Source organism: Streptomyces cacaoi (assembly GCF_006539165.1).
Lineage (GTDB): Bacteria > Actinomycetota > Actinomycetes > Streptomycetales > Streptomycetaceae > Streptomyces > Streptomyces cacaoi.
In genome coordinates, this window is the sequence record NZ_BJMM01000020.1 from 1 (window position 1) to 23,355 (window position 23,355).

20 protein-coding genes are annotated in these 23,355 nt (G+C 72.4%); 16 read left to right on the top strand and 4 right to left on the bottom strand.

Translation table 11 applies throughout. The annotated features are described in order from the left end of the window. Positions 1-114 precede the first annotated feature (114 nt). Entirely contained in the window at positions 115-1,425 is a 1,311-nt protein-coding gene (locus SCA03_RS19160) for an SGNH/GDSL hydrolase family protein (RefSeq protein WP_030889542.1), read from the bottom strand. 395 nt (positions 1,426-1,820) lie between these two features. Between SCA03_RS19160 and SCA03_RS19165 the strand changes: the two genes are divergently transcribed. The 5 genes from SCA03_RS19165 to SCA03_RS19185 all read left to right on the top strand — a co-directional run bounded on the left by SCA03_RS19165 (position 1,821) and on the right by SCA03_RS19185 (position 6,418). Beyond that, positions 1,821-3,176 (top strand): DUF445 domain-containing protein, encoded by a 1,356-nt coding sequence (locus SCA03_RS19165; RefSeq protein WP_030889546.1) that lies wholly within the window; start codon positions 1,821-1,823, stop codon positions 3,174-3,176. Positions 3,177-3,274: 98 nt separating this feature from the next. After that, positions 3,275-3,745, top strand: coding sequence for a hypothetical protein (locus SCA03_RS19170; RefSeq protein ID WP_086816686.1), 471 nt, complete (start codon positions 3,275-3,277; stop codon positions 3,743-3,745). A 258-nt stretch (positions 3,746-4,003) separates the two neighbouring features. Further along, on the top strand, positions 4,004-4,348 hold the full coding sequence (locus tag SCA03_RS19175; protein WP_170297869.1) for a DUF6412 domain-containing protein: 345 nt from the start codon (positions 4,004-4,006) through the stop codon (positions 4,346-4,348). A 372-nt stretch (positions 4,349-4,720) separates the two neighbouring features. Beyond that, positions 4,721-5,452, top strand: a complete 732-nt coding sequence (locus tag SCA03_RS19180) for a YidC/Oxa1 family membrane protein insertase (protein ID WP_086816684.1) — start codon at positions 4,721-4,723, stop codon at positions 5,450-5,452. A gap of 66 nt (positions 5,453-5,518) precedes the next feature. Beyond that, entirely contained in the window at positions 5,519-6,418 is a 900-nt protein-coding gene (locus SCA03_RS19185) for a fumarylacetoacetate hydrolase family protein (RefSeq protein WP_141275522.1), read from the top strand. Between the two features lie 128 nt (positions 6,419-6,546). Here SCA03_RS19185 and SCA03_RS19190 read toward each other — a convergent pair whose 3' ends face one another. Further along, the gene (locus SCA03_RS19190) at positions 6,547-7,617 is read right to left on the bottom strand and encodes a Gfo/Idh/MocA family protein (protein ID WP_371863960.1); all 1,071 of its coding nucleotides are present in this window, start codon (positions 7,615-7,617) and stop codon (positions 6,547-6,549) included. 106 nt (positions 7,618-7,723) lie between these two features. On the opposite strand from SCA03_RS19190, the gene SCA03_RS19195 reads away from it, so the two are divergent. The 11 genes from SCA03_RS19195 to SCA03_RS19245 all read left to right on the top strand — a co-directional run bounded on the left by SCA03_RS19195 (position 7,724) and on the right by SCA03_RS19245 (position 19,119). Then, positions 7,724-8,506: a GntR family transcriptional regulator gene (locus tag SCA03_RS19195; RefSeq protein ID WP_230988812.1), complete on the top strand. Its 783-nt coding sequence runs from the start codon at positions 7,724-7,726 to the stop codon at positions 8,504-8,506. 257 nt (positions 8,507-8,763) lie between these two features. Further along, positions 8,764-9,903, top strand: a complete 1,140-nt coding sequence (locus SCA03_RS19200) for a TIGR03364 family FAD-dependent oxidoreductase (RefSeq protein WP_030877780.1) — start codon at positions 8,764-8,766, stop codon at positions 9,901-9,903. 167 nt (positions 9,904-10,070) lie between these two features. Beyond that, positions 10,071-10,850, top strand: a complete 780-nt coding sequence (locus tag SCA03_RS19205; RefSeq protein WP_230988822.1) for an HAD family hydrolase — start codon at positions 10,071-10,073, stop codon at positions 10,848-10,850. Beyond that, on the top strand, positions 10,847-11,959 hold the full coding sequence (locus SCA03_RS19210) for an ABC transporter ATP-binding protein (protein WP_086814410.1): 1,113 nt from the start codon (positions 10,847-10,849) through the stop codon (positions 11,957-11,959). Before SCA03_RS19205 ends, SCA03_RS19210 begins: the two co-directional genes overlap by 4 nt. Before the next feature lie 361 nt (positions 11,960-12,320). Next, entirely contained in the window at positions 12,321-13,193 is an 873-nt protein-coding gene (locus SCA03_RS19215; RefSeq protein WP_086814414.1) for a 2-aminoethylphosphonate ABC transporter permease subunit, read from the top strand. Then, positions 13,174-13,971 (top strand): ABC transporter permease subunit, encoded by a 798-nt coding sequence (locus SCA03_RS19220; RefSeq protein ID WP_086814415.1) that lies wholly within the window; start codon positions 13,174-13,176, stop codon positions 13,969-13,971. Before SCA03_RS19215 ends, SCA03_RS19220 begins: the two co-directional genes overlap by 20 nt. Positions 13,972-14,026: 55 nt before the next feature. Beyond that, positions 14,027-15,094, top strand: a complete 1,068-nt coding sequence (locus SCA03_RS19225) for a 2-aminoethylphosphonate ABC transporter substrate-binding protein (RefSeq protein WP_086814409.1) — start codon at positions 14,027-14,029, stop codon at positions 15,092-15,094. A gap of 210 nt (positions 15,095-15,304) precedes the next feature. Further along, positions 15,305-16,084, top strand: a complete 780-nt coding sequence (locus tag SCA03_RS19230) for an HAD-IIA family hydrolase (protein ID WP_030877796.1) — start codon at positions 15,305-15,307, stop codon at positions 16,082-16,084. A gap of 165 nt (positions 16,085-16,249) precedes the next feature. After that, positions 16,250-17,299 (top strand): glycoside hydrolase family 6 protein, encoded by a 1,050-nt coding sequence (locus SCA03_RS19235; RefSeq protein ID WP_030889567.1) that lies wholly within the window; start codon positions 16,250-16,252, stop codon positions 17,297-17,299. Between the two features lie 273 nt (positions 17,300-17,572). Further along, positions 17,573-18,031 carry a hypothetical protein gene (locus SCA03_RS19240; RefSeq protein ID WP_086814408.1) on the top strand — a complete coding sequence of 153 codons (459 nt, stop codon included), beginning with the start codon at positions 17,573-17,575 and terminating at the stop codon, positions 18,029-18,031. Positions 18,032-18,135: 104 nt separating this feature from the next. Beyond that, a complete protein-coding gene (locus SCA03_RS19245; protein ID WP_086814407.1) occupies positions 18,136-19,119 on the top strand; it encodes an NADPH:quinone reductase in 984 nt (327 codons plus the stop codon). A gap of 90 nt (positions 19,120-19,209) precedes the next feature. On the opposite strand, the gene glxA is transcribed toward SCA03_RS19245, so the two are convergent. Both glxA and SCA03_RS19255 read right to left on the bottom strand, forming a co-directional pair. Further along, a complete protein-coding gene (gene glxA / locus SCA03_RS19250; RefSeq protein WP_086814406.1) occupies positions 19,210-21,216 on the bottom strand; it encodes a radical copper oxidase GlxA in 2,007 nt (668 codons plus the stop codon). Beyond that, complete coding sequence (locus SCA03_RS19255) at positions 21,213-23,237, bottom strand: glycosyltransferase family 2 protein (protein WP_030877806.1); 2,025 nt, start codon at positions 23,235-23,237, stop codon at positions 21,213-21,215. The genes glxA and SCA03_RS19255 overlap by 4 nt, the downstream gene beginning before the upstream one ends. Positions 23,238-23,355: the final 118 nt, after the last annotated feature.

Consider the following 23,355-nt stretch of genomic DNA (forward strand, 5'->3'; position numbering starts at 1 on the left):
GGAACGTGAGGGGCCCCGGACCGGGCAGGTCACAGGCGGGGCGCGAGGCCGTGAGCATCGTGAGGACGAGCGCCCGGCGCGAGCCGGAACGCGAGGGACCCCCGACCGGGCAGGTCACAGCTTGGCGGGCCCCGAGCCCTTCAGCATCTTGAGGTCGAGGGCCTGGGCCATCGCGCGGTAGCCGTTGTCGCTGGGGTGCAGATGGTCGCCGGAGTCGTAGGCGGCGAGCAGCCGTTCGGGGTGCGCCGGGTCGCGGAGGGCCGCGTCGAAGTCGACGTAGGCGTCGAAGACCTTGCCGGAGCGGATCTGTTCGTTCACGCCCTGCCGTACGGCGTCCATCCGCGGTGTGTAGCCGCGGTGCCCGCCGAACGGGGTGAGCGTGGAGCCGACGACCTTCAGCCCGCGCGCGTGCGCCTGCCGCACCAGGTCCCGCAGGCCCTTCACGATCTTCTGCGGGTCGCGCTGCCGCGGCGGCTTGATGATGTCGTTGAGCCCCATCTCGATGATGACGCTCTTCACACCCGTCCTGGAGAGCACGTCGCGGTTCATCCGGCCGAGCGCGCTGGGGCCGTTGTTGGGCGAGAACTTGCTGCCGTCGACGAGGACGCGGTTGCCGCTGATGCCGCCGTTGAGCACGCTCAGCCGCGGCGCGTCCCGCTCGGTGCGCAGCCGTTCGGCGAGGAAGTCCGTCCAGCGGCGGTTGGCGCCGGGGCTGGAGGTGATGCCGTCCGTGATCGAGTCGCCGAGCACGGCGACGGCGCCCTCGGTCTCGGCGCTCCACACGTCGACACCGCTGAGGTAACGCCAGTACGGGCTCTGCTTGTTGAAGGCGGTGCCCGAGGTGTCCTCGGCGCGGTCGCCCTCGGCGACGTAGCTGGTCTGGCGTGCGTACGGGTGGTACGTGACGGGCCCGGACGGGGTGGGGGAGTAGGTGGTGATCAGCAGGTCGGCGGCGTGCGGGACGTTCAGCCGGACGGAGTCGCTGGTGACCTCGCCGCCGGCCGGGATGGTGACGGTCGGCTTGTTGCCGAAGGTCAGCCTGCGCATGGTGCCGGCCGCCGCCGTGGGGTTGCTGGGCGCGGCGGCGAGCGCGATCGTCGCGTGCGAGATCGTCAGCGGGCGGTTGCCGAACAGGTTGGACAGCTGGATACGGGCGCCGGTGCCGCCGACCGAGGTGTGCACCACGTTCCGTATCGACATGTTGGAGAAGCCGTCGGAGGTGTGCGGTTCCGCCGCCGCCGGGGACGCCGACCAGGTGCCGACCCAGTTGCCCGAGGAGGCGGGCGCGGCCGAGTTGCGTGCCTGCGGGGCTCCGTCGTCGAAGCCGCTGTCGCCGCTGCCCACGCCGATGAATATGGCGGTGGAGACGAGGACCACGATCGCCGCTAGACCGGCGAGCAGGGCATAACCCATGTTCCTGGTCATGCGGGTTGTTTCTCCTCGGGCTGACGGAGCCCGGGGCTCCGAGTGGTCGGCGATCTCATGATCCCACGATCGAGGTGCGGGCCGTCCTCGGGGGCTTCGCGGGAAGCGGGGCGGACGATGGTGCGGCCCGGTCCGACCGTGCCGCGAGGAACATCTGTGCCGCCCTCACACACAGACGTCCCCACGGCATGATCCGTTCCACTCGGGGTGCCGCGAGGGACAATGGCCACTGATGCTCCTCACGAGCGGGCGCACGGGGTCGAAAGCGGTGTGAGCCGGCCCGCGGTCACGCGGTTGACCTGGTGCTTCACCCGGGTTCGCGGAGCGTCGTGCGAGGTGTTTCCCGGTGCTGCGCGGCCGGGGCGGGGGCGGCGTCCAGGGAGCGGTGGGAGCGGATGGAACGGACAAACGAGGGTGAAAACCCCCGTCGCGGGGCCCGGCGCGTGAGAGCGATCACATCCGGCGCGGGCCCGGCCGGGCCCGGGGGGCCGGGCGTGTTCACGGCGGCCGACGAGGAGCGGCGGCGCGGGGTGCGCCGGATGAAGGCCATCGCGACCGGCGCCCTGCTGTTCATGGCCGTCGTCTTCGCACTGGCCACCTGGGGCGAGCACGCCGGGGCCGGGGCCTGGACGTCCTATGTCGCGGCAGCGGCCGAGGCCGGGATGGTGGGCGCGCTGGCCGACTGGTTCGCCGTCACGGCGCTGTTCCGGCATCCGCTGGGCCTGCCGATCCCGCACACGGCCATCATCCCGACGAAGAAGAACCAACTCGGCCGCAGCCTGGGCGACTTCGTGGGGGAGAACTTCCTCGCCGCCGACGTGGTGCGCTCCCGGCTCAAGGCCGTCGGCATCGGACAGCGGCTGGGCGCCTGGCTCGCGGAGCCCGCACACGCCGACCGGGTCACCGCCGAACTCGCCACCGCGCTGCGCGGCACGCTCACCGTGCTGCGCGACTCCGATGTGCAGGCCGTCGTCGGCGAGGCCATCACCCGTCGCGCGCACGCGCAGGAGGTCGCGCCGGGGCTCGGGACGATGCTGGAGAAGGTCGTCGCCGACGGCGGCCACCGGAGGGTCGTGGACCTGGTGTGCGTGCGCGCCGCCGACTGGCTCGACGAGCACCGGGACGCGGTCATGGACGCGGTCGCCGGGGGCGCGCCCGGGTGGACGCCCCGGTTCGTCGACCGCAAGGTGGGCGAGCGCGTCTACCGCGAACTGCTGCGCTTCGTCACCGAGATGCGCGACATGCCGGATCACCCGGCGCGCGGTGCCGTCGACCGTTTCCTCACGGACTTCGCCGCCGAACTGCGCTCCGACCCGGCCACCCGGGGCCGCGTCGAGCGGCTGAAGAACGACCTCCTCGACCGGCCCGAGGTCCAGGACCTGATCGCCTCCGCCTGGGGCGCGGTGCGCGCGATGCTGGTCGCGGCGGCGGAGGACGAACACAGCCAGCTGCGGCGGCGCGCCCGTGAAGCGCTGCTGTCCCTGGGCCGCCGGATGTCCGAGGACGACCGGCTCCAGGGCAAGGTCGACGGCTGGGCCGAGGGCGCGGCCGGCTATCTGGTGACGACCTACCGGGACGAGATCACCTCGCTGATCACCGAGACCGTCGCCTCCTGGGACGCCGAGCACACCTCCCGCAAGATCGAGGCGCACATCGGCAGGGATCTCCAGTTCATCCGCATCAACGGCACCGTCGTCGGCGCGCTCGCCGGCCTCGCCATCCACACGGTGGCCCGGCTCTCGGGCGCCTGACGGGCCGGCACCGCCCCGCCACCGGGGGCCGGGTTTCCCGGTGTCCCGCGCCGGTCCTAGGCTCGGCACCCACCGGGCGAAGGGGGGCGGGTGACGGCATGCCGACGTGGGGGCTGATCGTCGAGACCACGGTGGGCATCGGACAGCGCAAGCGCACCGAAACGTATGTGCTGGCCCATATGACGGGCGACCGCGAGGAGGCGATGGCGGAACTCGAACGCCGGGCCAAGGTCGCGCAGCCCGAGCATCCGCGTACCCGGCGGCGCCGCCGGCTCTTCCGGCACGGCGACGGCTTCCTGCTCGTCCTGGACGGCAGTTGGGAGTCCTACAGCTCCCGGTTCACGCTCGCCGAACTCCTGGAGGACTCCGACGCGCCCGCCCCCGAGCCGGTGCCGCAGCCGGAAGACGACCCCACCGAGCGGTGGTTGGCGTCCGAGCCGCTCGCCGGGGACGGGCCCGGCGAGGCGGACGGAGCCGGCGGTGGCACGGGCGCGGGCGCCGCCCCGGAGCTGGACGAGGACGGCATCCCCGTGAAGCCGTCCTGGCTGGGGCGCACCGACATCTCCTGACCCCGCGACGACCGATCCCGCCGCCGCGCCCGGGAACTCCCGTGTCGGTGGCGCACGTTACGGTGGTGTGCACCGTCGGGCGGCCGGACGGTGCGCAGGACGGACACTGCCAGTGCGCTGCCAGTGCGCTGTCACTGCACCAGCACCAGCGAGTGCACTGCCGCCGGACTGCCACCGCGCAGCCACCGGGCGCGCTCCGGCTCCCGCGGAGCGCACACGGAGGACGAACACGGAGGGGAAGAGGGGGGAAGCACCGGCATGCTGTACCGCACCGTCAGCACCTGGCGGATGTACCTCGTCTCGCTTCTCCTGCTCGCCGCCGGGGCGCTGTTGGCGTACACGGGGGCGAACTCCGGCTTCGTCGTGGTCGCCGCGACCGCCGCCGTCGCCGCGCTCTCCCTGCTGCTCGCCTGCTCCGACGCCGCCCCCGGGCTCGCTCCCGGGCGCGTCCGCACGGCGATACGTGATCGTGAGCGGCGCACCGCCTTCCTGCCGCAACGGGATCCCGACGCCGCGGGCCGCCCGCGCCCCCGAGCGCCCGGCCACCCGCCACGGACGACCACACGGGTGCCCCGCATACGCATACCCGCCGCCGTGAGCTGACCCGACGGCCGAGCGGCCCGCGAACCCGGGCGTGGCTCTCCTGCCGCGACGCTCCTGCTGCGACGCGCTGTGCCGTGCCGTGACCGCGGTGCTGCCGCGCCACGCCGTCGGCAGCCCCCGGGCCCTCGCCGGCCGCCTTCCCGCCGTCGTGACGGACGCGCCGTGTGCCGACGCGCTTCCGTCGAGGGCGAGTTGCTGCCCCGGGTGAGCCGCCGCAGGTGAGCTGCCGCCGCAGGGATCTGCCGCTGTCTGCGCACCGCTGCCGTATGCGCCCGCCGTGCCCGTGTGCCTCGTCACGCCGACCGTTCACCGCGCCCCCTCCTCGCCAGGGGGCCACCCGGCTCGACGAGACCCGTGGAGGGCTCAGCAACCATGTCCGTACCCGCGACAGTCGTGGCGTCCGTCTCCGACGTCCTCGAACCCGTCTTCCAGCACTCGGCCACCGCCGCCGCCATCGTCCTGCTCACCCTGTGCGTCCGCCTCGCCCTGCACCCCCTGGCGCGGGCCGCCGTACGGGGCGAGCGGACCCGCGCCGAACTGGCGCCGCGGATGGGCGAGTTGCAGCGCAAGTACCGGGGCGACCCCGAGCGGCTGCGGCGCGAGATGCAGCAGCTCTACACGAAGGAGGGGGCCTCGCCGGCCGCCGGCTGTGCGCCGATGCTGCTCCAACTCCCCGTCTTCTTCATGGTGTACCACCTGTTCACCACCGACGACGGGCTGCTGGGGCACACCCTGCTCGGTGCCCCGCTCGGCGGGCGGTGGACGGACGCCCTCGCACACGGCGGGCTGCTCGGCGGCCACGGGCTGGTGTACCTGGCGCTGTTCGCGCTGACCGGCGCCGTCGCCACCTGGACCTGTCTGCGGAACCGCCGCAACGCCGCCCGCACCCCCGCCGCCTCCGGGCAGCCGCCGATGATGCGGTTCCTGCCGCTGCTGTCCTTCGGAACGCTGGTCACCGTGGCCGTGGTGCCGCTGGCCGCCGCGCTGTACGTGGTGACCTCCACGACCTGGACGGCCGTCGAGCGGGCCGCACTCGGTGCCGGGCTGCCGCCGCGCCCCGAGGCCGGACAGCCGCCCCGGCGCGGGGCGCGGTCCACCAGGTGAACCAGGTCTTGTGATTCTGAACACGCTCTTGGAGGATCATCTGAATTCGGCTGGAGGGAGAGCGACGTGAAACTGCTGCGCGTCGGATCGGTAGGAGCTGAACGACCCGCACTGCTCGACGAGTCCGGGACACTGCGCGACCTGTCGGAGATCGTCCCCGACATCGACGGTGACCTGCTCGGGAACGCCGCCCTGCTCGACCGCGTCCGCCGGGCCGCCGCGGACGGCGCGCTGCCCGCGCTGCCCCGCGCGGCGGCGGACGCCGGAACCACCGGCGCCGGCGCCGAGCCGGAGAGCCTGCGCATCGGCCCGCCCGTCGCCCGGATCGGCAAGATCGTGTGCATCGGGCTGAACTACCACGACCACGCGCGGGAGACCGGCGCCGCCGTCCCCGAGGAGCCCATCGTCTTCCTCAAGGCGCCGGACACCGTCGTCGGCCCGCACGACACGGTGCTCATCCCGCGCGGCAGCACCAAGACCGACTGGGAGGTCGAACTCGCCGTCGTCATCGGGCGGACCGCGCGGTATCTGGAGACCGAGGAGGAGGCGCTCGCCGCCGTCGCCGGCTACACCGTCGCCAACGACGTCTCCGAGCGGGAGTTCCAGATCGAGCGCGGCGGCCAGTGGGACAAGGGCAAGAACTGCGAGACGTTCAGCCCGCTCGGCCCCTGGCTCGTCACCGCCGACGAGGTGCCCGACCCGCAGGCGCTGCCGCTGCGGCTGTGGGTCAACGGCCAGGTGCGGCAGGACGGGAGCACGGCCGACCAGATCTTCTCCGTCGCCCACGTCGTGCGGTACCTCAGCCGGTTCGTGACGCTGCGGCCCGGTGACGTCGTCTGCACCGGGACGCCGGCCGGGGTCGCCATGGGGATGGCGGAGCCGAAGCCGTATCTGCGGGACGGGGACGTGGTCGAGCTGGAGGTCGCCGGGTTGGGGCGGCAGCGGCAGGTGCTGAAGTCCGCCTGAGCAGCGCGGTTTCGATGGGCCGGGCACCGGGAGGTTTCTCCTTGTGCCCGGCCCTTCGGCGGTGTGCCGCTGGGGGCGGACCGCCCCAGCTCGGGGTGCCAGGGGAGTGGGTTGCTCCTGGGCCCGGGTCAGAGGGAGCGGGCGGTTTCCAGGACCTGGAGGGTGGCGGCGGCCTCGTGGGCGGTGACCGGGGGCGGGGTGCCCTCGCGGAGGGCGAGGGCGACGGCGTCGTAGAAGGCGGGGTAGTCGCCGTCCAGGGTGGGCACGGGCCGGGTGTCCTCCAGGGCGCCGAGTCTGCCCCAGGCGGACTCCGGCTCCACGCCCCAGCGCACGCCCTCCGCCGGCCGGGACCCCTGCCGCAGCGCGGCCTCCTGGGGGTCGAGCCCGTATTTGACGTAGGCGGCCTCGCTGCCCAGCACCCGGAAGCGCGGGCCGAGTTGGGCGGCGGTGGCGCTCATCCACAGATGTGAGCGGACGCCGCTCTCGTGGGTGATGGCGATGAAGGTGTCGTCGTCGGCCTCGGCACCGGCGCGCCGCACATCGTGCTCGGCGTAGACGGAGGCGGCGGGTCCGAAGAGGGTGAGCGCCTGGTCGACCAGGTGGCTGCCCAGGTCGTAGAGGAGGCCGCCGATCTGCTCCGGGTCGCCGGACTCGCGCCAGCCGCCCTTGGGCGTGGGACGCCACCGCTCGAAGCGGGACTCGAAGCGGTGGACCGTGCCGAGGCGGTCCTCGGCGAGCAGCGAGCGGAGGGTGAGGAAGTCGTTGTCCCAGCGGCGGTTCTGGAACGGCACGAGCAGCAGGCCGCGCTCGTCGGCGAGCCGGGCCAGTTCGCGGGCCTCGGCGGCGGTGCCGGCCAGCGGCTTGTCGACGACCACGGGCAGCCCGGCCTCCAAGGCCCGCCGGGCGAGCGGCACATGGGTGCGGTTCGGGGTGGCGACGACGACGAGGTCGATCCGTTCGGGCTCGGCGAACAGCTCGTCCGCCGTGGCGACCGTACGGACCTCGCCGCCGCCCGGTCCCGCGGCGGCGCGTGCCTGCTCCTGGCGCCCGGGGTCGGAGGTGACGACGGTGTCGAGCGTGAGCCCCGGCGTGGTGGCGATCAACGGGGCGTGGAAGACGGATCCGGCCAGGCCGTAGCCGAGCAGGCCGACGCGTACCGGGTCCGCGGGGGAGTCCATACGGTTCATGGGGGTGGTCATGGGGGACAGCCTCGCAAAACGGTGTTGCCGGGTCACACAGCCGGTCCGAACGGGTCGCGTACCGGTGCCGGTCCGCCGCGGCCCGAAGCCCTGGCAGGATGCCGAGGTGGCTACCTCCCGCGAAAGCAGCGTGCCCTACGAGATCCCCGACGACGGGGCGGCGCCCGTGCGCGCCGGCATCCCCGAGCACGGCCGGGTGCCCCGCTACTACTGGCTCAAGGCGCGACTCGTCCCGCTCCTGGAGGGGCTGGGCGAGGGCGGGGCGCTGCCGACCGAACGTGAACTCGCCGAGCGGTACTCGGTGTCCCGCGAGACCGTGCGGCAGGCCCTGCGGGAACTGCTGCTCGAAGGGCGGCTGCGCAGGTCCGGGCGGGGCACGGTCGTCGCCGGGCCGAAGCTGGAACAGCCGCTCGCGCTGGCCAGTTACACCGAGGGCGTGCGGCGGCAGGGGCGGGTGCCGGGGCGCACGCTCATCGGGCTGACCCGGCATCCCGCGCCCGCCGGGCTCGCGGCGGACCTCGGTGTCGCCGCCGGGGAGCCGATGTGGCATCTGGAGCGGGTGCTGTTCGCCGACGACGAGCGGGTCGGTCTGGAGAGCACGTACCTCGCGGTGGAGCGGGCGCCCGCCCTCGACCGGGAGTTCGAGCCGGACTCGTCGTTCTACGCGTATCTGCGGGAGCGGTTGGGGGTGCGGTTCGGGGAGGCCACCGAGCGGCTGGAGACCGTGCTGGCCACGCCACGGGAGGCGTTGCTCGTGGGGACGCCGCCGGGGCTGCCGATGCTGTTGATCCACCGGGCGTCGCGGGACGGGGACGGGGTGCCGCTGGAGCGGGTGCGGGTGCTGTACCGCGGCGACCGCTTCAGCTTCACCGTCCACCTGGACGGCTGACGCCCCCTGACCTGCTCTGCCTCCCCTGCCTCGGACTCCCCTGCCTTCCTGTTCAGGCCGGCACCGGAGCGCTCGCCTCAAGCGCCGGACGGGCCGAACCCCAGCCCGTCCGGCACTTGAGGACGAGCGCGAGCGATACCCCGCGACGGCGGAAAAGAAAAAAGGATCACGGAAGTGTAACGGGTCTGGGCCAGAGTTGAGCCCGGGTTCACCTGGGCGTTGCCGAGGGGACATCGCCCACCGCGAAGGTGCGGGGCATGCGAGTCATAGTTGTCGGAGCAGGCGTGCTGGGCACGATGCACGCCTGGCACGCGGTGGAGCGGGGCCACGAGGTCCTCCACATCGAGCGCGAGGAGCAGGCGCGCGGCGCCTCGGTACGCAATTTCGGCCTGGTCTGGGTGGGCGGCCGGGCGGACGGCCCGGAGCTGCGGGCGGCCCTGCGCGCACGGGAGTTGTGGGAGGAGATCGGCGACCGGGTGCCGGGCCTCGGCTTCCGGGCGGGCGGTTCGCTCACCGCGGTCACGACGGAGGCGGAGCTGGCGGTGGCCCGCGAGGCGGCGGCCCGCCCGGACGCCGCGATCCGCGGCTACCGGCTGCTGGACCGGGACGAGGTGCGGGACCTCAATCCGGCGCTGCGCGGCGAGGCGCTGCTGGGCGGCCTGTGGTGTGAGCGGGACGCGCTCGTCGAACCGCGCACGGCGCAGCGGGAGTTGCAGTCGGCGCTGCGGGCCCGCGCCGGCGGCCGGTACACGTTCCTGGGCGGGCGCGAGGTGCGCGAGGTGCCCACGGGGCGCCCGGCCGTCCGGGACGAGACGGGCGAGGTGCACGAGGGCGACGTGGTCGTGCTGTGCACGGGCGCCTGGCTGGGCGGGCTGGCGCGCGAGCTGGTGCCGGAGATGCCGGTGCGGCGGGTGCGGTTGCAGATGATGCAGACCGAGCCGCTGGGCGAGCGGTTGACCACGTCGGTCGCCGACGCCGACAGCTTCCGCTACTACCCGGCGTACCGGGGCGCGGCCCTGGACGCGCTGGCCGCGGAGCAGCCGCAGCCGCCGGTGGCGCGGGCGCACGGTATGCAGCTGCTGATGGCGCAGCGTCTCGACGGTTCGCTGACGATCGGCGACACCCACGCGTACGAGACCCCCTTCGCCTTCGACGTGGACGAGGAGCCGTACGGCCATCTGGAGCGGGTGGCGAGCGGGTTGCTGGGCCGGGAGCTGCCGCCGGTGCGCCGTCGCTGGGCGGGGGTGTACGCGCAGTGCACCGAGCCGGGCCGGGTCGTGCTGCGGCAGGAGGCGGCCGGGCGCGACGGCGTGTGGCTGGTGACGGGCCCGGGCGGGCGCGGGATGACGTGTTCTCCCGCGATCGCCGAGGCGACGGCGGACGAGCTGGGCTGGTGAGCGGAGTGACACGGCACGACGGGATGCACACAGCGGAGCGCGACGGTGCGCACCGCGTCGGGACGCACGACGGGACGCACGGAAGGCGTGACGTGGGGCGCGTCGGAAGGCACGGCGGGGGCGAACCGCCCGCCGGCGAGCCGCACTTCGGGCTGGTGGTGCTGGACATGGCGGGCACGACCGTCGCGGACGACGGGCTCGTCGAGCGGGCGTTCGCGGGCGCGGCCCGGGTGCTGGGCGCCGGGCCCGGCACCCCGGCGCACCACCGGATGCTGGAGCATGTGCGCGCCACGATGGGCGAGTCCAAGATCTCCGTGTTCCGGCATCTGGCCGACGGCGACGAGGAGTTGGCCCGGCACGCGAACGCCGCGTTCGAGCGCGAGTACGGGGAGCTGGTGGCGCAGGGGCACTGCGCGCCGGTGCCGGGCGCCCGCGAGGCCGTCGAGGAACTGTGCGCGGCCGGCCGCACGGTGGTGCTCACCACCGGCTTCGCCCGGGCCACCCAGGACGCGATCCTGGACGCGCTGGGCTGGCGTGCGCTCGTCGCGCTCACGCTGTGCCCGGTGGACACCGGCCCGGCCGGGCGGGGCCGCCCCTACCCGGACCTGGTGCTGGCGGCGCTGCTGCGGACCGGCGCCGTGGACGACGTACGCCGGGTCGCGGTGGCCGGGGACACCGCGTACGACATGCGGACCGGGGTGCGTGCCGGCGCCGGCGCGGTCGTGGGGGTGCTGACCGGGGCGCACGGCGCGCGGGAGCTGCGCGGCGCGGGCGCGAGCGCGGTACTGGACTCGGTGGCCGGGCTGCCCGCCCTGCTGAACGGTCTGGAGACGGACGGGCCGCAGCCGGGCGAACCGGGTTCGGACGAGCGGCAGTCCGGCGGGGCCGGGGCGGGGCGTCCGGAGCCGGGCGGGTCGGGGCCGGGCGGTCCGGTGACGCCGTCGTGACGGGCGGACGCGGCCCCGGCACGGGCATACGGTTCGACGAGGTGACCGTCGCCTACGGCGGCACCGTCGCCCTCGACACCCTGGATCTCACCGTCCGGCCGGGCGAGGTGCTGGCGCTGCTGGGCCCCTCCGGGTCCGGCAAGACGACCGCGCTGCGTACCGTCGCCGGCTTCGTCCGGCCCACCGGCGGCCGGGTGTGGATCGGCGGGCGGGACGTGACGGATCTGCCGCCGCACGCGCGGGACGTGGGCATGGTCGTGCAGAGCTATGCGCTCTTCCCGCACATGCGCGTCGAGGACAACGTCGCGTTCGGCCTGAAGGCGCGGAAGGCGCCGAAGATGCCGCGGGCCGAGATCGCGGCGCGGGTCGGCGAGGCGCTGGAGACGACCGGGATGAGCGGCTACGCGCGCCGCTACCCGCGCGAGCTGTCCGGCGGCCAGCAGCAGCGGGTCGCCATCGCGCGGGCGCTGGCCGTGCGGCCCGGCGTGCTGCTGCTGGACGAGCCGCTGTCCGCGCTGGACGCCCGGCTGCGCTCCGGCATGCTGGCCGAACTCGCCCGGCTGCACCGGGAGTTGCCCGAGGTGCCGATGGTGTACGTCACCCACGACCAGGTGGAGGCGCTCACCCTGGCCGACCGGGTGGCCGTCATGGACCGGGCGCGGCTGCGTGCGCTGGGCACCCCGCGGGAGCTGTACCGCAGCCCGGCCGACACCTTCACCGCCTCGTTCGTGGGCAGCGCCAATCTGCTCCCGGTGACCTGCGCGGCCGAGGGCACCGTCCGGTTCGGCGGGACGGCGCTGACCGTCGGGCTCGGTGCGGCCGGGGCTTCCCGCGCGGGGGAGGAGCGCACGCTGTGCGTCCGGCCGCACCGGATCGTCCTCGGCGAGGACGGGCCGAACGTGCTGCGGGGCACCGTCACCGCCGTGCAGTGGCGGGGCGCCACCCACCGCGTCGCGATCGAGGCGGAGGGGCACGAGGTGCGCGCGGACGTGCCCGAACTGGACACGGTCCCCGCGCCCGGCGAGCGGCTCGCACTGAGCTTCGCCCCCGGTGACGCCGCGCTGCTGCCCGCCCGGACCGGAGCGAACGGAGCGCAGGACCATGACTGAGCCCGACACCCGGACGCCGCCGCACCCGCCCGCGACCGGTGCGGCCGGTGCGACCGAGGCCCGTTCTTCCGCGCCGGGTGCGCCGGAGGCTCGTTCCGCCGCGCCCGGTGCGCGCGAGCCCGGTGCCGCCGGATCCGGTGCCGCCGGATCCGGTGGGGGCGAGCCCGGTGGCGTCCGGCCGGGGGCCGTCCGGCCGGGGGCGGCCTCGTCCGGTTCCGGCCCGCCCGGTGCGGCCGCGTCCGCCGGGGAGACCGGGGAAACCGGAAAGACCGAGGAGACCGGGGAGGCCGGGAAGACCGAGGAGACCGGGGAGACCGGGAAGGCCCGCGCGGCCGGGCGCGGACGCCGGGGTGCCGCGTGGCTGTGGGCGCTGCCGCCGGTGGCCGTGCTCGGCGTCGTCTTCCTCTATCCGCTGGGCCTCGTGGTGGCCCAGAGCCTCACCGGCGAGGCCGGAGTGGGCGCGTACGCCGAGGTGTTCGGCTCGGCGGCGTTCCGGGAGGCGCTGACCACCACCGTGCTGCTCGCGGTCGGCGCGACCGTCGGCTGTGTGGTGCTGGGGTTCGTGCTGGCGCTGATCGTGGCCTTCGTGCCGTTCCCCGGCAGCAGGGGCGTCGCCCGCTTCATCGACGTCTTCCTCTCCTTCCCGTCCTTCCTGATCACGCTGGCCCTGCTGTTCGTCTACGGCACGGTCGGCATGGCCAACGGGCTGTGGACGGATGTGACGGGCGCCGCGCACGGGCCGTTCGACTTCCTCACCACGCCGTGGGGGGTGCTCCTCGCGGAGATCACCTACTTCACGCCCTTCGTGATGCGGCCCCTGCTGGCCGCTTTCGGACAGCTGGAGACCGCACAGCTGGAGGTGGCCTCGTCGTTGGGCGCCCGTCCGGCGCGGATCGTGCGGCAGGTGGTGCTGCCGGAGGCGTACCCGGCGCTGATGGCCGGCGGCAGCCTCGTCCTGGTGCTGTGCCTGAACGAGTTCGCGATCGTCCTGTTCACCGGCGCGAAGGACGTCGTGACCCTGCCGATGCTCATCTACAGCACGGCGATCCTCGAATCGGACTACGGCACGGCGTGCGTCGTCGCGACCGTCAACATCGTCCTCTCGGTCGGCCTGTACGGGCTCTACCGGGTGCTGACCGCCCGGGCCGCACCGGCGCGGCGGCACCGCGGGCGCGCGCCCGGGCGCGCGGGGACCGGCGGAAAGGAGAGTGCCCGTGCTGGTGCACACGTGTAAGGGGCGCTGGGCGGCGTGGGCCGTCTTCGCGGTGCTGTTCGTGCCGCTGTTCGCGCTGCCGCTGCTGGTGATCGCCGTCGCCTCGCTGTCCACCCACTGGAGCGGAGCGTTCCCCTCCGGGCCGACGGTGGAGCACTACGCCGCCGCCACCCGCGGCGAATCCCTCGCCGCGCTGAGCGTCAGCCTCCAGACCGCCGTCGGCGCGGGGCTGCTCGCGCTGGCCCTGGGTACCTGGGCCGCGCTGGCCGCCGCCTCGCTCGGGCCACGGCTGAAACGGGTGCTGGACGCGCTGTTCGTGCTGCCCGTCGCCGTGCCGTCCGTCGTGGTCGGGCTCGCGGTACTGGTCGCCTTCAGCCGGCCGCCGCTGCTGCTCAACGGCACCCGGTGGATCGTCTTCGTGGCGCACACGGTGCTGGTCACCGCGTTCGCCTACCAGTCGGTCTCGGCCGCGCTCACCCGGCTCGACCCCGCCTACGCACAGATGGCCGCCTCACTCGGCGCCCGCCCCTGGTACGTCCTGTGGCGGGTCAAGCTGCCGCTGCTGCTGCCCTCGCTCACGGCCGCGGCCGGGCTCTGCTTCGCCCTGTCCATGGGGGAGCTGAGCGCGACGATGATGCTCTACCCGCCGGACTGGATGCCGCTCCCGGTGAAGATCTTCGCCGCGACCGACCGGGGCTCGCTGTTCGTCGGCTCCGCGCTCGCGGTCGTCCTGATGGCGGCCACCCTGTGCGTGCTGCTCGCCGTCGCGCGCGTCCGGACGAGAGCCGCCTACCGCTGAGCCCCGCCCCTCCCCCTTCTTCCCCTCTCTTCCTGCACTGCGAAAGGTCCCCGTCATGTCCTCCTCCCACCGCGGGCGCTCCGCCGTCGCCGCCGCCGGTGCGCTCGTTCTGGCGCTCGTCCTCACCGGCTGCGGCGGTACCGGAACCGCGTCCTCCGGCGACGAGGTCGTCACCGTCTACAGCGCCGACGGCCTCAAGGGCGAGAACGGCGACGGCTGGTACGACGAACAGTTCGCCGCCTTCGAACGCAAGACCGGAATCAAGGTCGAGTACGTCGAGGGCGGCTCCGGCGAGATGGTGCAGCGCACCGAACGCGAGAAGGCCAACACCCAGGCCGACGTCCTCGTCACGCTGCCGCCCTTCATCCAGCAGGCCGACAGCAAGGGACTGCTGACCGCCTACCGGCCCGAACACGCCGAGCACATCCCCGCCGGGGAGCGCCCCGGGAACGCCCACTGGACGCCGGTCGTCAACAACTACTTCGGGTTCGTGCACAACACCGCGCAGCCGCCCGCGCCCACCGCCTGGCAGGACCTGCTGAAGCCCCGCTACCGCGACAAGGTGCAGTACTCGACGCCCGGCGTCGCCGGGGACGGCACCGCGCTGGTGATCCAGGCGATCCACGACTTCGGCGGGCGCGAGGCCGCCATGGAGTACCTCGGCAAGCTCCAGAAGAACAACGTCGGGCCCTCGTCCTCGACCAGCAAGCTCGCACCCAAGGTCGACAAGGGCGAGCTGCTCGCGGCCAACGGCGATGTCCAGATGAACTACGCCCAGTCCCGGACCATGCCGCACCTCGGGCTCTGGTTCCCGGCGGCGAAGAAGGGCGCCGCGCCCTCCACCTTCGCGCTGCCGTACACCGCCGGGCTGGTCAAGGGCGCCCCGCACGGCGAGAACGGCAAGAAGCTGCTGGACTTCCTGCTCAGCAGGCGGGCCCAGGAACAGGTCTCGTCCGTGGGCGGCGGCTTCACCGTGCGCGAGGACATCACGGCGGACGACGCGAACGCCCAGGACCTCCGCAAGCTGATGAAGGGTGTGAAGGTCTTCCGGCCCGACTGGAGCGAGGTCGCCCGGAACCTCGACTCCTACATCGACGACTGGAAGAAGGCCACCGGGAGCTGACCCGGGCGTACGCCTGTACGGCCGCTCCGGCTGCCCCGGCCGGCAACGGGCGGCGCCCTCCGGGGCGGTCAGCCGGGCCCTCGACGCCGTACGCTCCGGCTGACCAGCCGCCCACCTCCGGTTAGGCTGACGGCGGCGGCCGGTGCCGTGCACCGCTGCATGGCCACGGCCCCGCCGGCCGGATACACGACCCCTGGCAGGAGCTGTCACGTGGCAGAGCGCAAGCCCATCGAGTCCTGGCTCACCGACATGGACGGTGTGCTGATGCACGAGGGGATCCCGGTCCCCGGAGCGGACGCCTTCATCAAGCGGCTCAAGGAGTCCGGCCGCCCCTTCCTGGTGCTCACCAACAACTCGATGTACACGCCCCGCGACCTGCACGCCCGGCTCGCACGCATCGGGCTGGAGGTGCCCACGGAGAACATCTGGACCTCCGCGCTGGCCACCGCCCAGTTCCTCGACGACCAGCGGCCCGGCGGCACCGCCTACGTCATCGGCGAGGCCGGGCTCACCACGGCGCTGCACGACATCGGCTACGTCCTGTCCGACTCCGACCCGGACTACGTCGTCCTCGGCGAGACCCGCACCTACAGCTTCGAGGCGCTGACCCGGGCCATCCGGCTCATCAACGACGGGGCCCGGTTCATCGCCACCAACCCCGACGAGACGGGGCCCTCCACCGAGGGGGCGCTGCCCGCCACCGGGTCCGTCGCCGCGCTCATCACCAAGGCCACCGGGCGCAAGCCGTACTTCGTCGGAAAGCCGAACCCGCTGATGATGCGGGCCGGACTGAACGCGATCGGGGCGCACTCGGAGACGAGCGCCATGATCGGGGACCGGATGGACACCGATGTGCGGGCTGGCATGGAGGCCGGCCTGGAGACGTTCCTGGTCCTCACCGGGCTGACGACACCGGACGAGATCGACCGGTATCCGTACCGCCCCACGACCGTCGTCGACTCGATCGCGGACCTCGTCGAACGCGTCTGACCCGCCCTTTCCCGGGCCCCGGCGGGGGCGCGGAGGCCCGGTGCCGGGGCGTAACAGTACATCGACAGCTCGGCGGGGCGAGGGCGGCCGTGTGACACGATGGTCAGCGGATTTGTCCCATCGGGGGGTCCGGGCCCGGCCCGGAGTACAGCCAAGGGGGAGTGGATGTACGGCAGTCACGACGGCCGCGGCCGGACCGCTGCCCGCCTCGCAGCGGGCGGCGCGACCGTGGGCGCGATGCTGTTGCTCGCCGGTTGTTTCTCGTCGTCGGACGATGGCAAGGACGGCGGGGACGCCGGCGCGGCCATCCGGCAGCGCCCCAAGTCGCAGACCCCGTACTGGGTGAACCCGGAGGGCAACGCGGCCCGGCAGATGGCCGAGTACCGCAAGGACGACAAGTCCGCCCAGGCCGAGCAGATCAAGAAGATCGCCGGCCAGCCGGTCGCCGAGTGGATCGGCACCGAGGACCCGCAGGGCCAGACGGAGAAGCTCACCCGGGCCGCCGACAAGGCGGACCGCAGCGCCCTGCTCGTGCTCTACAACCTGCCGCACCGCGACTGCGGCCAGTACAGCAAGGGCGGCGCGGCGGACGCGAACGCCTACCGGGCCTGGCTGGACAAGGTCGTCAAGGGCATCGGTGACCGCGCGGCGACCGTCGTCGTCGAACCGGACGCCATCCCGCACCTGCTGGCCGAGGGCTGCACCCCGAAGGAGTTCCACGACGAGCGGTACGCGCTGCTGAACGAGGCCGTCACCAAGCTCAAGGAACTCCCGGAGACGAAGGTGTACCTGGACGCCGGCAACCCCGACTGGGTGCGCGACCCGGGCGGCCTCGTGGAGCCGCTGAACCGGGCGGGCATCGCGAAGGCCGACGGCTTCGCGCTGAACGTCTCCAACTACCAGACGACGAAGTCGAACATCGCCTACGGCAAGAAGGTCTCGCCGATGGTGGGCAACAAGCCGTTCGTGATCGACACCAGCCGGAACGGCAACGGCCCGGTGGAGGGCGCACACGCCGACGAGGAGGCGTGGTGCAACCCCTCCGGCCGGGCACTCGGCGAGCCCCCGACGACGAAGACGGGGGACGAGCAGGTGGACGCCTACCTGTGGATCAAACGGCCCGGCGAGTCCGACGGCGAGTGCAAGGGCGGCCCGAAGGCCGGCCAGTGGTGGCCCAAGTACGCCCTGGAACTGGCCCACAACACCAAACACTGACCCGTTCCGCGCCCGTACCGTCCCCCGCCCCTGCCGTGGCAACAGCCGCCGGGGCGGGGGCTTTCTGTTGTGCCGCGCGCCGGTGGTCCGGCAGTTCCGCTGTTCCGGGCCGTCCGGGGGGAGGCGCCGGCACCGAGGCTGCCTGCATGCTGGCGACTCGACCGTCGAGGACCGAACCGGAAGGCAGTGCTGCGGGTGCGTTTCCAGCTCACGACGACCGGCCGTCTCATGGCGATTGCTGCCTGTGCGACGGCACTTGGTGCAGGAGGTTGCATGTCGGAGAAGGCGGAGATCAACAAGCCGCTGCCGAAGATGAGTAAAGAGGAAGCAGAGAGCCGAGCCCGGGATGTCACGCACTCCATGGCGCGGAGCGCGCAGGTGGAGATCGACGAGAAGACCGTGAAGCCGAACTACACCAAATGCGTGGGAAAGAACGACGAGGTGTCCGATGACGGCCGCTTCGTCCTCCAGTACGACGCGCGGGCTCCGCTCGACGGGGCCCAGCACGAGCGTGCCGTCCGGCGGATCAGAGCGGCCCTGGAAAGACGCGGTTACGACATCGGCACCCACCAGGTGGCCAAGGGCCCCGATGCGACCGTCACGCTCACCGCGAAGGGCCCCACGAAGAGGTTCACCGTGGCCGTCGACGGTTTCAGGAAGCGGGACGAGATGGTCCTCACCGTGATGACGCCGTGCCTGCTGCCTCACGGCAGGCAACAGCAGCAGCACTGAGCCGTGCGCGCCGGTGCGGATCGCTCGGTGGGACGGGGCCCATCCCGCCCGGGGGAATTCCGGGCGGTCGCACGGCTCTCGGGGTCCGGCGTGAGAATGGTGGTATGTATGCCGCCTACATCGAAGAGCGTGGGCCGGTGGAGGGTATCCGGTACGGGTGCCTCCCCGAGCCGCGGCCGGGGCCCTCGGATGTGCTGGTGCGCACCGTGGTGACGGCCGTCAACCCCGTGGACACCTTTGTGCGTTCGGGCGTGTACCGCACGCCGTTGCCCTTTCCCTTCGTGCTCGGCAGGGATCTCGTGGGCACGGTCGTGGAAGCGGGGCCCGGTGCGGCGGAGTTCCGGCCGGGGGACCGGGTGTGGTGCAACAGCCTGGGGCACGCGGGGCGGCAGGGCGCGGCGGCCGAGTCGGCCGTCGTGCCGGCGGACCGGCTCTACCGGCTGCCCGACGGCGTCCGGCCCGAGGACGCGGTCGCCGTCGTCCACCCGGGCGCGACCGCCTATCTGGCGCTGTTCACCCACGGCGGGCTGCGGCCCGGCGAGACGGTGCTGGTGCGGGGCGCGGCCGGCAACGTCGGCAGCGCCGTGACGGTGTTCGCCGCGCAGGCCGGTGCGACGGTGGTGGCCACCGCCTCCGCGCGGGACACGGGCCGGGTGCGGGAGCTGGGCGCCGCCGAGGTGCTCGACCACCACGCGCCGGAACTGACGGAGCGGATACGCCGGGTGGCGCCCGGGGGCGTGGACGTGTGTGTCGACACCTCGGGCCGCAACGACCTCGCGGCGGATGTCGAGCTGCTCGCGCCGCGCGGCCGGATCGTGCTGCTCGCCGGGGTGGCGGCGCGTCCTGAGCTGCCGGTCGGGCCGCTCTACATGAAGAACGGCTCGCTGCGGGGCTTCGTCATCTCGCGGGCCACCTCGTCCGAACTGGCCGAGGCCGCACAGGCGTTGAACCGCCAGTTGGCCGCCGGGCGGCTGCGGCCCCGACAGGTGGAGGAGCTGCCGCTGAGCGAGGCCGCCGAGGCGCACCGGTGGCTGGAGGAGGGCCGGCTGCACGGGAAGCGGGTGCTGCTGCGGCCCTCCGGCCCCTAGCCGGCAGAGCGGTGTGACGGCGCGGACCCCCGGCCGCCGCCGAGCGGGCGTGCCGGGGGTCCGCGCCGTCTGCCGGGAGCCGGGGACGGCTCAGTCGGGTCCGACCTTCGGGTCCTGCGTGGTGACGGTGGTGTGCTGGGCGCCGGGGTCGACGTTCACCTTGACCCACTTGGCCTTGGAGGGGATGCCGTCCTTGTCGACGGCGAAGACCATCCACCAGCCGGGGGTGACCAGCGAGGCGTCGTCCGGGATGGCGGTGCTGAGCGTGCCGTCGGCGGACTTCTTCATCTTCAGCGCCACCGAGGACTGTTCGACGTTGGTGACGTGGGTGAAGGAGCCGGGCCGCACCAGCCGCAGCTTCTCGATCCTGTCGGCGTCCTGGCTCCGGAAGGACACCCGGTCGCCCAGCGAGAGCGTCTTACGGCTCTGGCCGACGTCCTTCAGATCGGGCTGTTTCTTGTCCTTGTTCAGATAGGGCGGGGTGTAGATCTCGATGCGCTGTTCGAACTCGCCCGGCTTGGTGTTGGCCTTGTCCGCGAAGAGCGAGTCCGAGCCGAAGGTCATCACGCGTCCGTCGGGCAGCAGCAGCCCGCCGGAGTGGTAGTTGCGGCCGACCAGCGGTTCGGCGGCGTCCTTGTACGCGTTCTTCTTCGGGTCGTAGAGGGCCGCCTTGAGGATGTTGCTGTCGTCCTTGCCGCGGTAGCGCGCGGAGCCGTTGGTGGTCAGCACGGTGTCGTCGGGCAGGATGACGCTGCTGGGGTAGCGGACCTTGTCGTACAGGTCGGGGCCGTCGTAGAAGCGCGGCTGGTCCTGCTTGAGGTCGACGATGCGGGTCTTCTCGGTGGACTTCTCCGACTCACCGACACCGCCGCCGCCCTGGACCATGTACTTGCGCGACTGGGTCGGCGGCAGCGGCACCGACATCGAGGTCTCCAGGGTGTCCGGGTCGCTCATGCCGGGGATCTTGGTGAACTCGTTGGTCTCGATGTTCCACACGCCCGGCACCCGGCCCTTGTCGGCCGGTCCGTAGCCGGCCGTGGTGCCGCTGAAGAAGATCTTGTTCTCGCCGATCAGGTGCAGCCCCGGATACGTCGGGAAGAAGCGCGTCCTGGGCAGGTAGTGCCACTTCTTGGTCCGCGGGTCGAAGATCTCGTTCTTGCCCGGCACGACCTGGCCGATGTCGTCCAGCCCGGAGACGGTGAGCACCCGGCCGTCCTGGAGCGTCACCTGCGTCGGGTACCAGCGGGCCTCGTGCATCGGGTCGACGGTGATGTAGCGCTCGGCGACCGGGTCGAACTCGTAGGCGTCCTTGATGCCCTGGAAGTCCTTCTTGTCGAAGGACATCTTCTGGGCGATGCCGTAGACGTTCTCCTTGTCCTGGCCGGTCAGCCCGGACACCGTGTACTGGTCCTGGGTGCCGGTCGCGTACTTGCGGCCCTTCCGGTCGGCCTCGGAGTACACCCGTGCCAGGCTCGGCTCGGTGGTCACCTCGCCGGTCGCCGGATCCTTCTTCTTCTTGGCCCGCTTGACGAGGGTGGTGTTCTGGGCGACGAAGGTCTTGCCGGTCTTCCGGCCGGTGAACCGCGTCCCCTTCTTGATCGTCATGGCCTTGTCGGGGTTCTCGTTGTAGACGAACATCAGCCCGCCGGCCTTCTTGACGTCACCCTTGAGCGTCTCGTAGCGCTGGGTGCCGCCCGCGACCAGGAGCTTGCCGTCCGGGAGCTGGTTGTGCCCCGAGCAGAACAGGTCGTTGGGGGTCGGGATGTTCTTGAAGGTGTTCTCGACCGGGTCCCACAGCACGGTGCGGAAGCTCTTCGCCTCGAAGTTCTTCGCGTCGTTGCCCGAACCGGCGACCAGCAGCACCTTGCCGGTGTTCAGCAGCGCCGCGTGGATCGTGTTGATCCGGTATTCCTTCGGGATGTCGACGATCTGCCAGTGGCCCTTCTCGGCCTTGTACTCCGGCTGATTGATCTTGTAGTCGTGGTACGTCTCCGAGGCGTAGCCGTACAGCGCGGGCCCGTTGAAGCCCGCGATCACGAGCACGACCGCCGTACCGATGGCTATGCGCCGGGCACGACGGCTCGGTCGGTAGCTCATTGTTTCCGTCCCCCAAGGGCGATCTGCATGGTCTCGTCAGGCGAGCCGGACCGGTGCCCACGGCCCTGACCCGGGGCCGGAGTCACGGGGAGCACGGCGGTGGCGGCGCCTGCCGCATCGCCCGTGCCGGGCCCCGCGGCCGGCGGCTCCTGTACGGAACCACGGTGTTTCCTTTGCTGCTTGCGCTTCTTCTTCTCCGCGCGGACGGTGAAGCGCCATCCGATGATGGGCGCCGCCGTGATCAGCAGAGCCAGCGCGGCCCAGGTGAGCATGGCCGGGTGGTCGTGCCCGAGGAAGAGCGAGCCGACGAAGGATCCGCCGAAGACGAGGATGAAGAAGAGGTGCACCCGGAAGGTGCCGAAGAGGGTGTCCGGGCTCGCCGAGTTGCCCTTCGGGGTGACCACGAACTTGCTCTTGCGGCGCAGCACGGTGTCGAACAGGGAACGGGCGTAGATCGGTGCGGAGAGCGCGGACATCAGCATGCCGGCCAGTCCGCCGGAGCCCTCGGGCTCGTGGGGGGAGACGTTGTGCCGGCGGTTCCAGATGTACAGGCCGATCTGGAGGGCCGAGGCGTTGCCGTACAGCGCCATCCAGATGGTGGGGTCGATCTGGACACCGGAGGCGCCCATACCGAGGAAGAGCGCGCAGGAGAGCGCGGCCAGGATCCAGTTCAGCGCCGAGATCGGGTAGAAGATCATCAACATCGTGTAGTTGAAGAGCTTCCCGACGGGCAGCGTGAACAGGCCCCGCCAGTACTGCTTGAGGATCGTCTCGTAGGTGCCGCGCGACCAGCGCAGCTGCTGGGTGAAGAAGTCCGTCCAGGCGTTCGGGCCCTCGCCCACCGCGAGCACGTCCGGGGTGTAGACCGAGCGCCACTTGCGGCCGGTCTCCGGGTTCCTGGCGCGGTGCATCTCGAAGCCGGTGGCCATGTCCTCCGTGATGGAGTCGTACAGGCCGCCGATGGCCTTGATCGCCTTGATCCGGACGGCGTTGCTGGTGCCGACGAACATCGGTGCGTCGTAGCGGTTGCCGGCGCGCTGGATCAGCGCGTGGAAGAGGAACTGCTGGCTCTCGGCCGCCTTCGTGACGAAGTTGTCGTAGTTGCCGTAGACCTGCGGGCCGATGACGAACCCGACATCCGGGTCGCGGAAGTAACCGAGCATCCGCTCCAGGTAGTTGGGCAGCGGTACATGGTCGGTGTCGACCCCGGCGAAGAAGTCGTAGTCGTCGCCGTGCGCGTCCAGCCAGGCGTTGTAGTTGCCGTGCTTGGTCTTGGCCCGGAACGCGCCCTTCTTGGTGTTCCACCGGGCGACGCCCTTACGGGAGAAGTGGTGCACCCCCAGCCGGCGGCACACCTCCTTGACCTCGGGGTCGTCGCCCTCGTCCAGCAGCCACACGTGCATGGTGCCGCGGTGCCGGATCTTCACGGCCGCTTCCAGGGTCTTGGTGACCATCCCGATCGGCTCCTTGCCGGGCACGAACGAGGTGAGGAAGGCGACGCGGGTGCCGGCTTCGGGCACCACGGGAACCGGGTCCCGGGCGACGAGCGTGGCATGGGCGTTCGAGATGACGTTCAGGGTGCGGAACAGCTCGATGAGCCCGATGGCGACGAGCATCACGATGTCCAGCTTGAGGACCAGGTCGGAGACCTCGCCGTCGTCCCGCTGGGTCCAGTGCTGCGGCTGCATCAGCCAGATGAGCAGTCCGGCGGAGAGCACCGGCGCCAGGCAGAGCAGGAACCCCGCCCGTATTCGGTGCGGTTCGTCCGCCAGGAGGCTGCGGTAGCGCACGCGGTAGGGCTTGCCGGGCTCCGGCTGGGTGAGCGGGCCGGCCAGCCTGCTGTAGTGCTCGTAGTCGTACCGGGGCAGGTTCTTGCGCGTCCAGCGGTTGCCCCTCTCGCCCCGGGCTCCCGTCTCGCGCCTGCGGCCCTGCCGGGGGATGCGCAGCTGCGTCGTCTGCGTCGGGTCCTGGCCGGGCTGTTCGTACGGCTGTCGTGCGCCCGTCGGTGGCGTCGACGTCATGTGTCCATCCCCCCGCACGCAGCGCACTGCGTGACCTCGTGCTGACCCGCGACCTGCCCCCGACGCGGGCGCGGCATACTCCTCCGCCGGAGTCCTAGACAGGCACCGGCCGACATCC

Excerpts from the sequence above, each read along its gene's own strand:
- SCA03_RS19160 (WP_030889542.1), bottom strand. The coding sequence starts at position 1,425 with ATGACCAGGAACATGGGTTATGCCCTGCTCGCCGGTCTAGCGGCGATC.
- SCA03_RS19165 (WP_030889546.1), top strand. The coding sequence starts at position 1,821 with ATGGAACGGACAAACGAGGGTGAAAACCCCCGTCGCGGGGCCCGGCGC.
- SCA03_RS19170 (WP_086816686.1), top strand. The coding sequence starts at position 3,275 with ATGCCGACGTGGGGGCTGATCGTCGAGACCACGGTGGGCATCGGACAG.
- SCA03_RS19175 (WP_170297869.1), top strand. The coding sequence starts at position 4,004 with ATGCTGTACCGCACCGTCAGCACCTGGCGGATGTACCTCGTCTCGCTT.
- SCA03_RS19180 (WP_086816684.1), top strand. The coding sequence starts at position 4,721 with ATGTCCGTACCCGCGACAGTCGTGGCGTCCGTCTCCGACGTCCTCGAA.
- SCA03_RS19190 (WP_371863960.1), bottom strand. The coding sequence starts at position 7,617 with ATGACCACCCCCATGAACCGTATGGACTCCCCCGCGGACCCGGTACGC.
- SCA03_RS19200 (WP_030877780.1), top strand. The coding sequence starts at position 8,764 with ATGCGAGTCATAGTTGTCGGAGCAGGCGTGCTGGGCACGATGCACGCC.
- SCA03_RS19205 (WP_230988822.1), top strand. The coding sequence starts at position 10,071 with ATGGCGGGCACGACCGTCGCGGACGACGGGCTCGTCGAGCGGGCGTTC.
- SCA03_RS19225 (WP_086814409.1), top strand. The coding sequence starts at position 14,027 with ATGTCCTCCTCCCACCGCGGGCGCTCCGCCGTCGCCGCCGCCGGTGCG.
- SCA03_RS19235 (WP_030889567.1), top strand. The coding sequence starts at position 16,250 with ATGTACGGCAGTCACGACGGCCGCGGCCGGACCGCTGCCCGCCTCGCA.
- SCA03_RS19240 (WP_086814408.1), top strand. The coding sequence starts at position 17,573 with ATGTCGGAGAAGGCGGAGATCAACAAGCCGCTGCCGAAGATGAGTAAA.
- SCA03_RS19245 (WP_086814407.1), top strand. The coding sequence starts at position 18,136 with ATGTATGCCGCCTACATCGAAGAGCGTGGGCCGGTGGAGGGTATCCGG.
- glxA (WP_086814406.1), bottom strand. The coding sequence starts at position 21,216 with ATGAGCTACCGACCGAGCCGTCGTGCCCGGCGCATAGCCATCGGTACG.
- SCA03_RS19255 (WP_030877806.1), bottom strand. The coding sequence starts at position 23,237 with ATGACGTCGACGCCACCGACGGGCGCACGACAGCCGTACGAACAGCCC.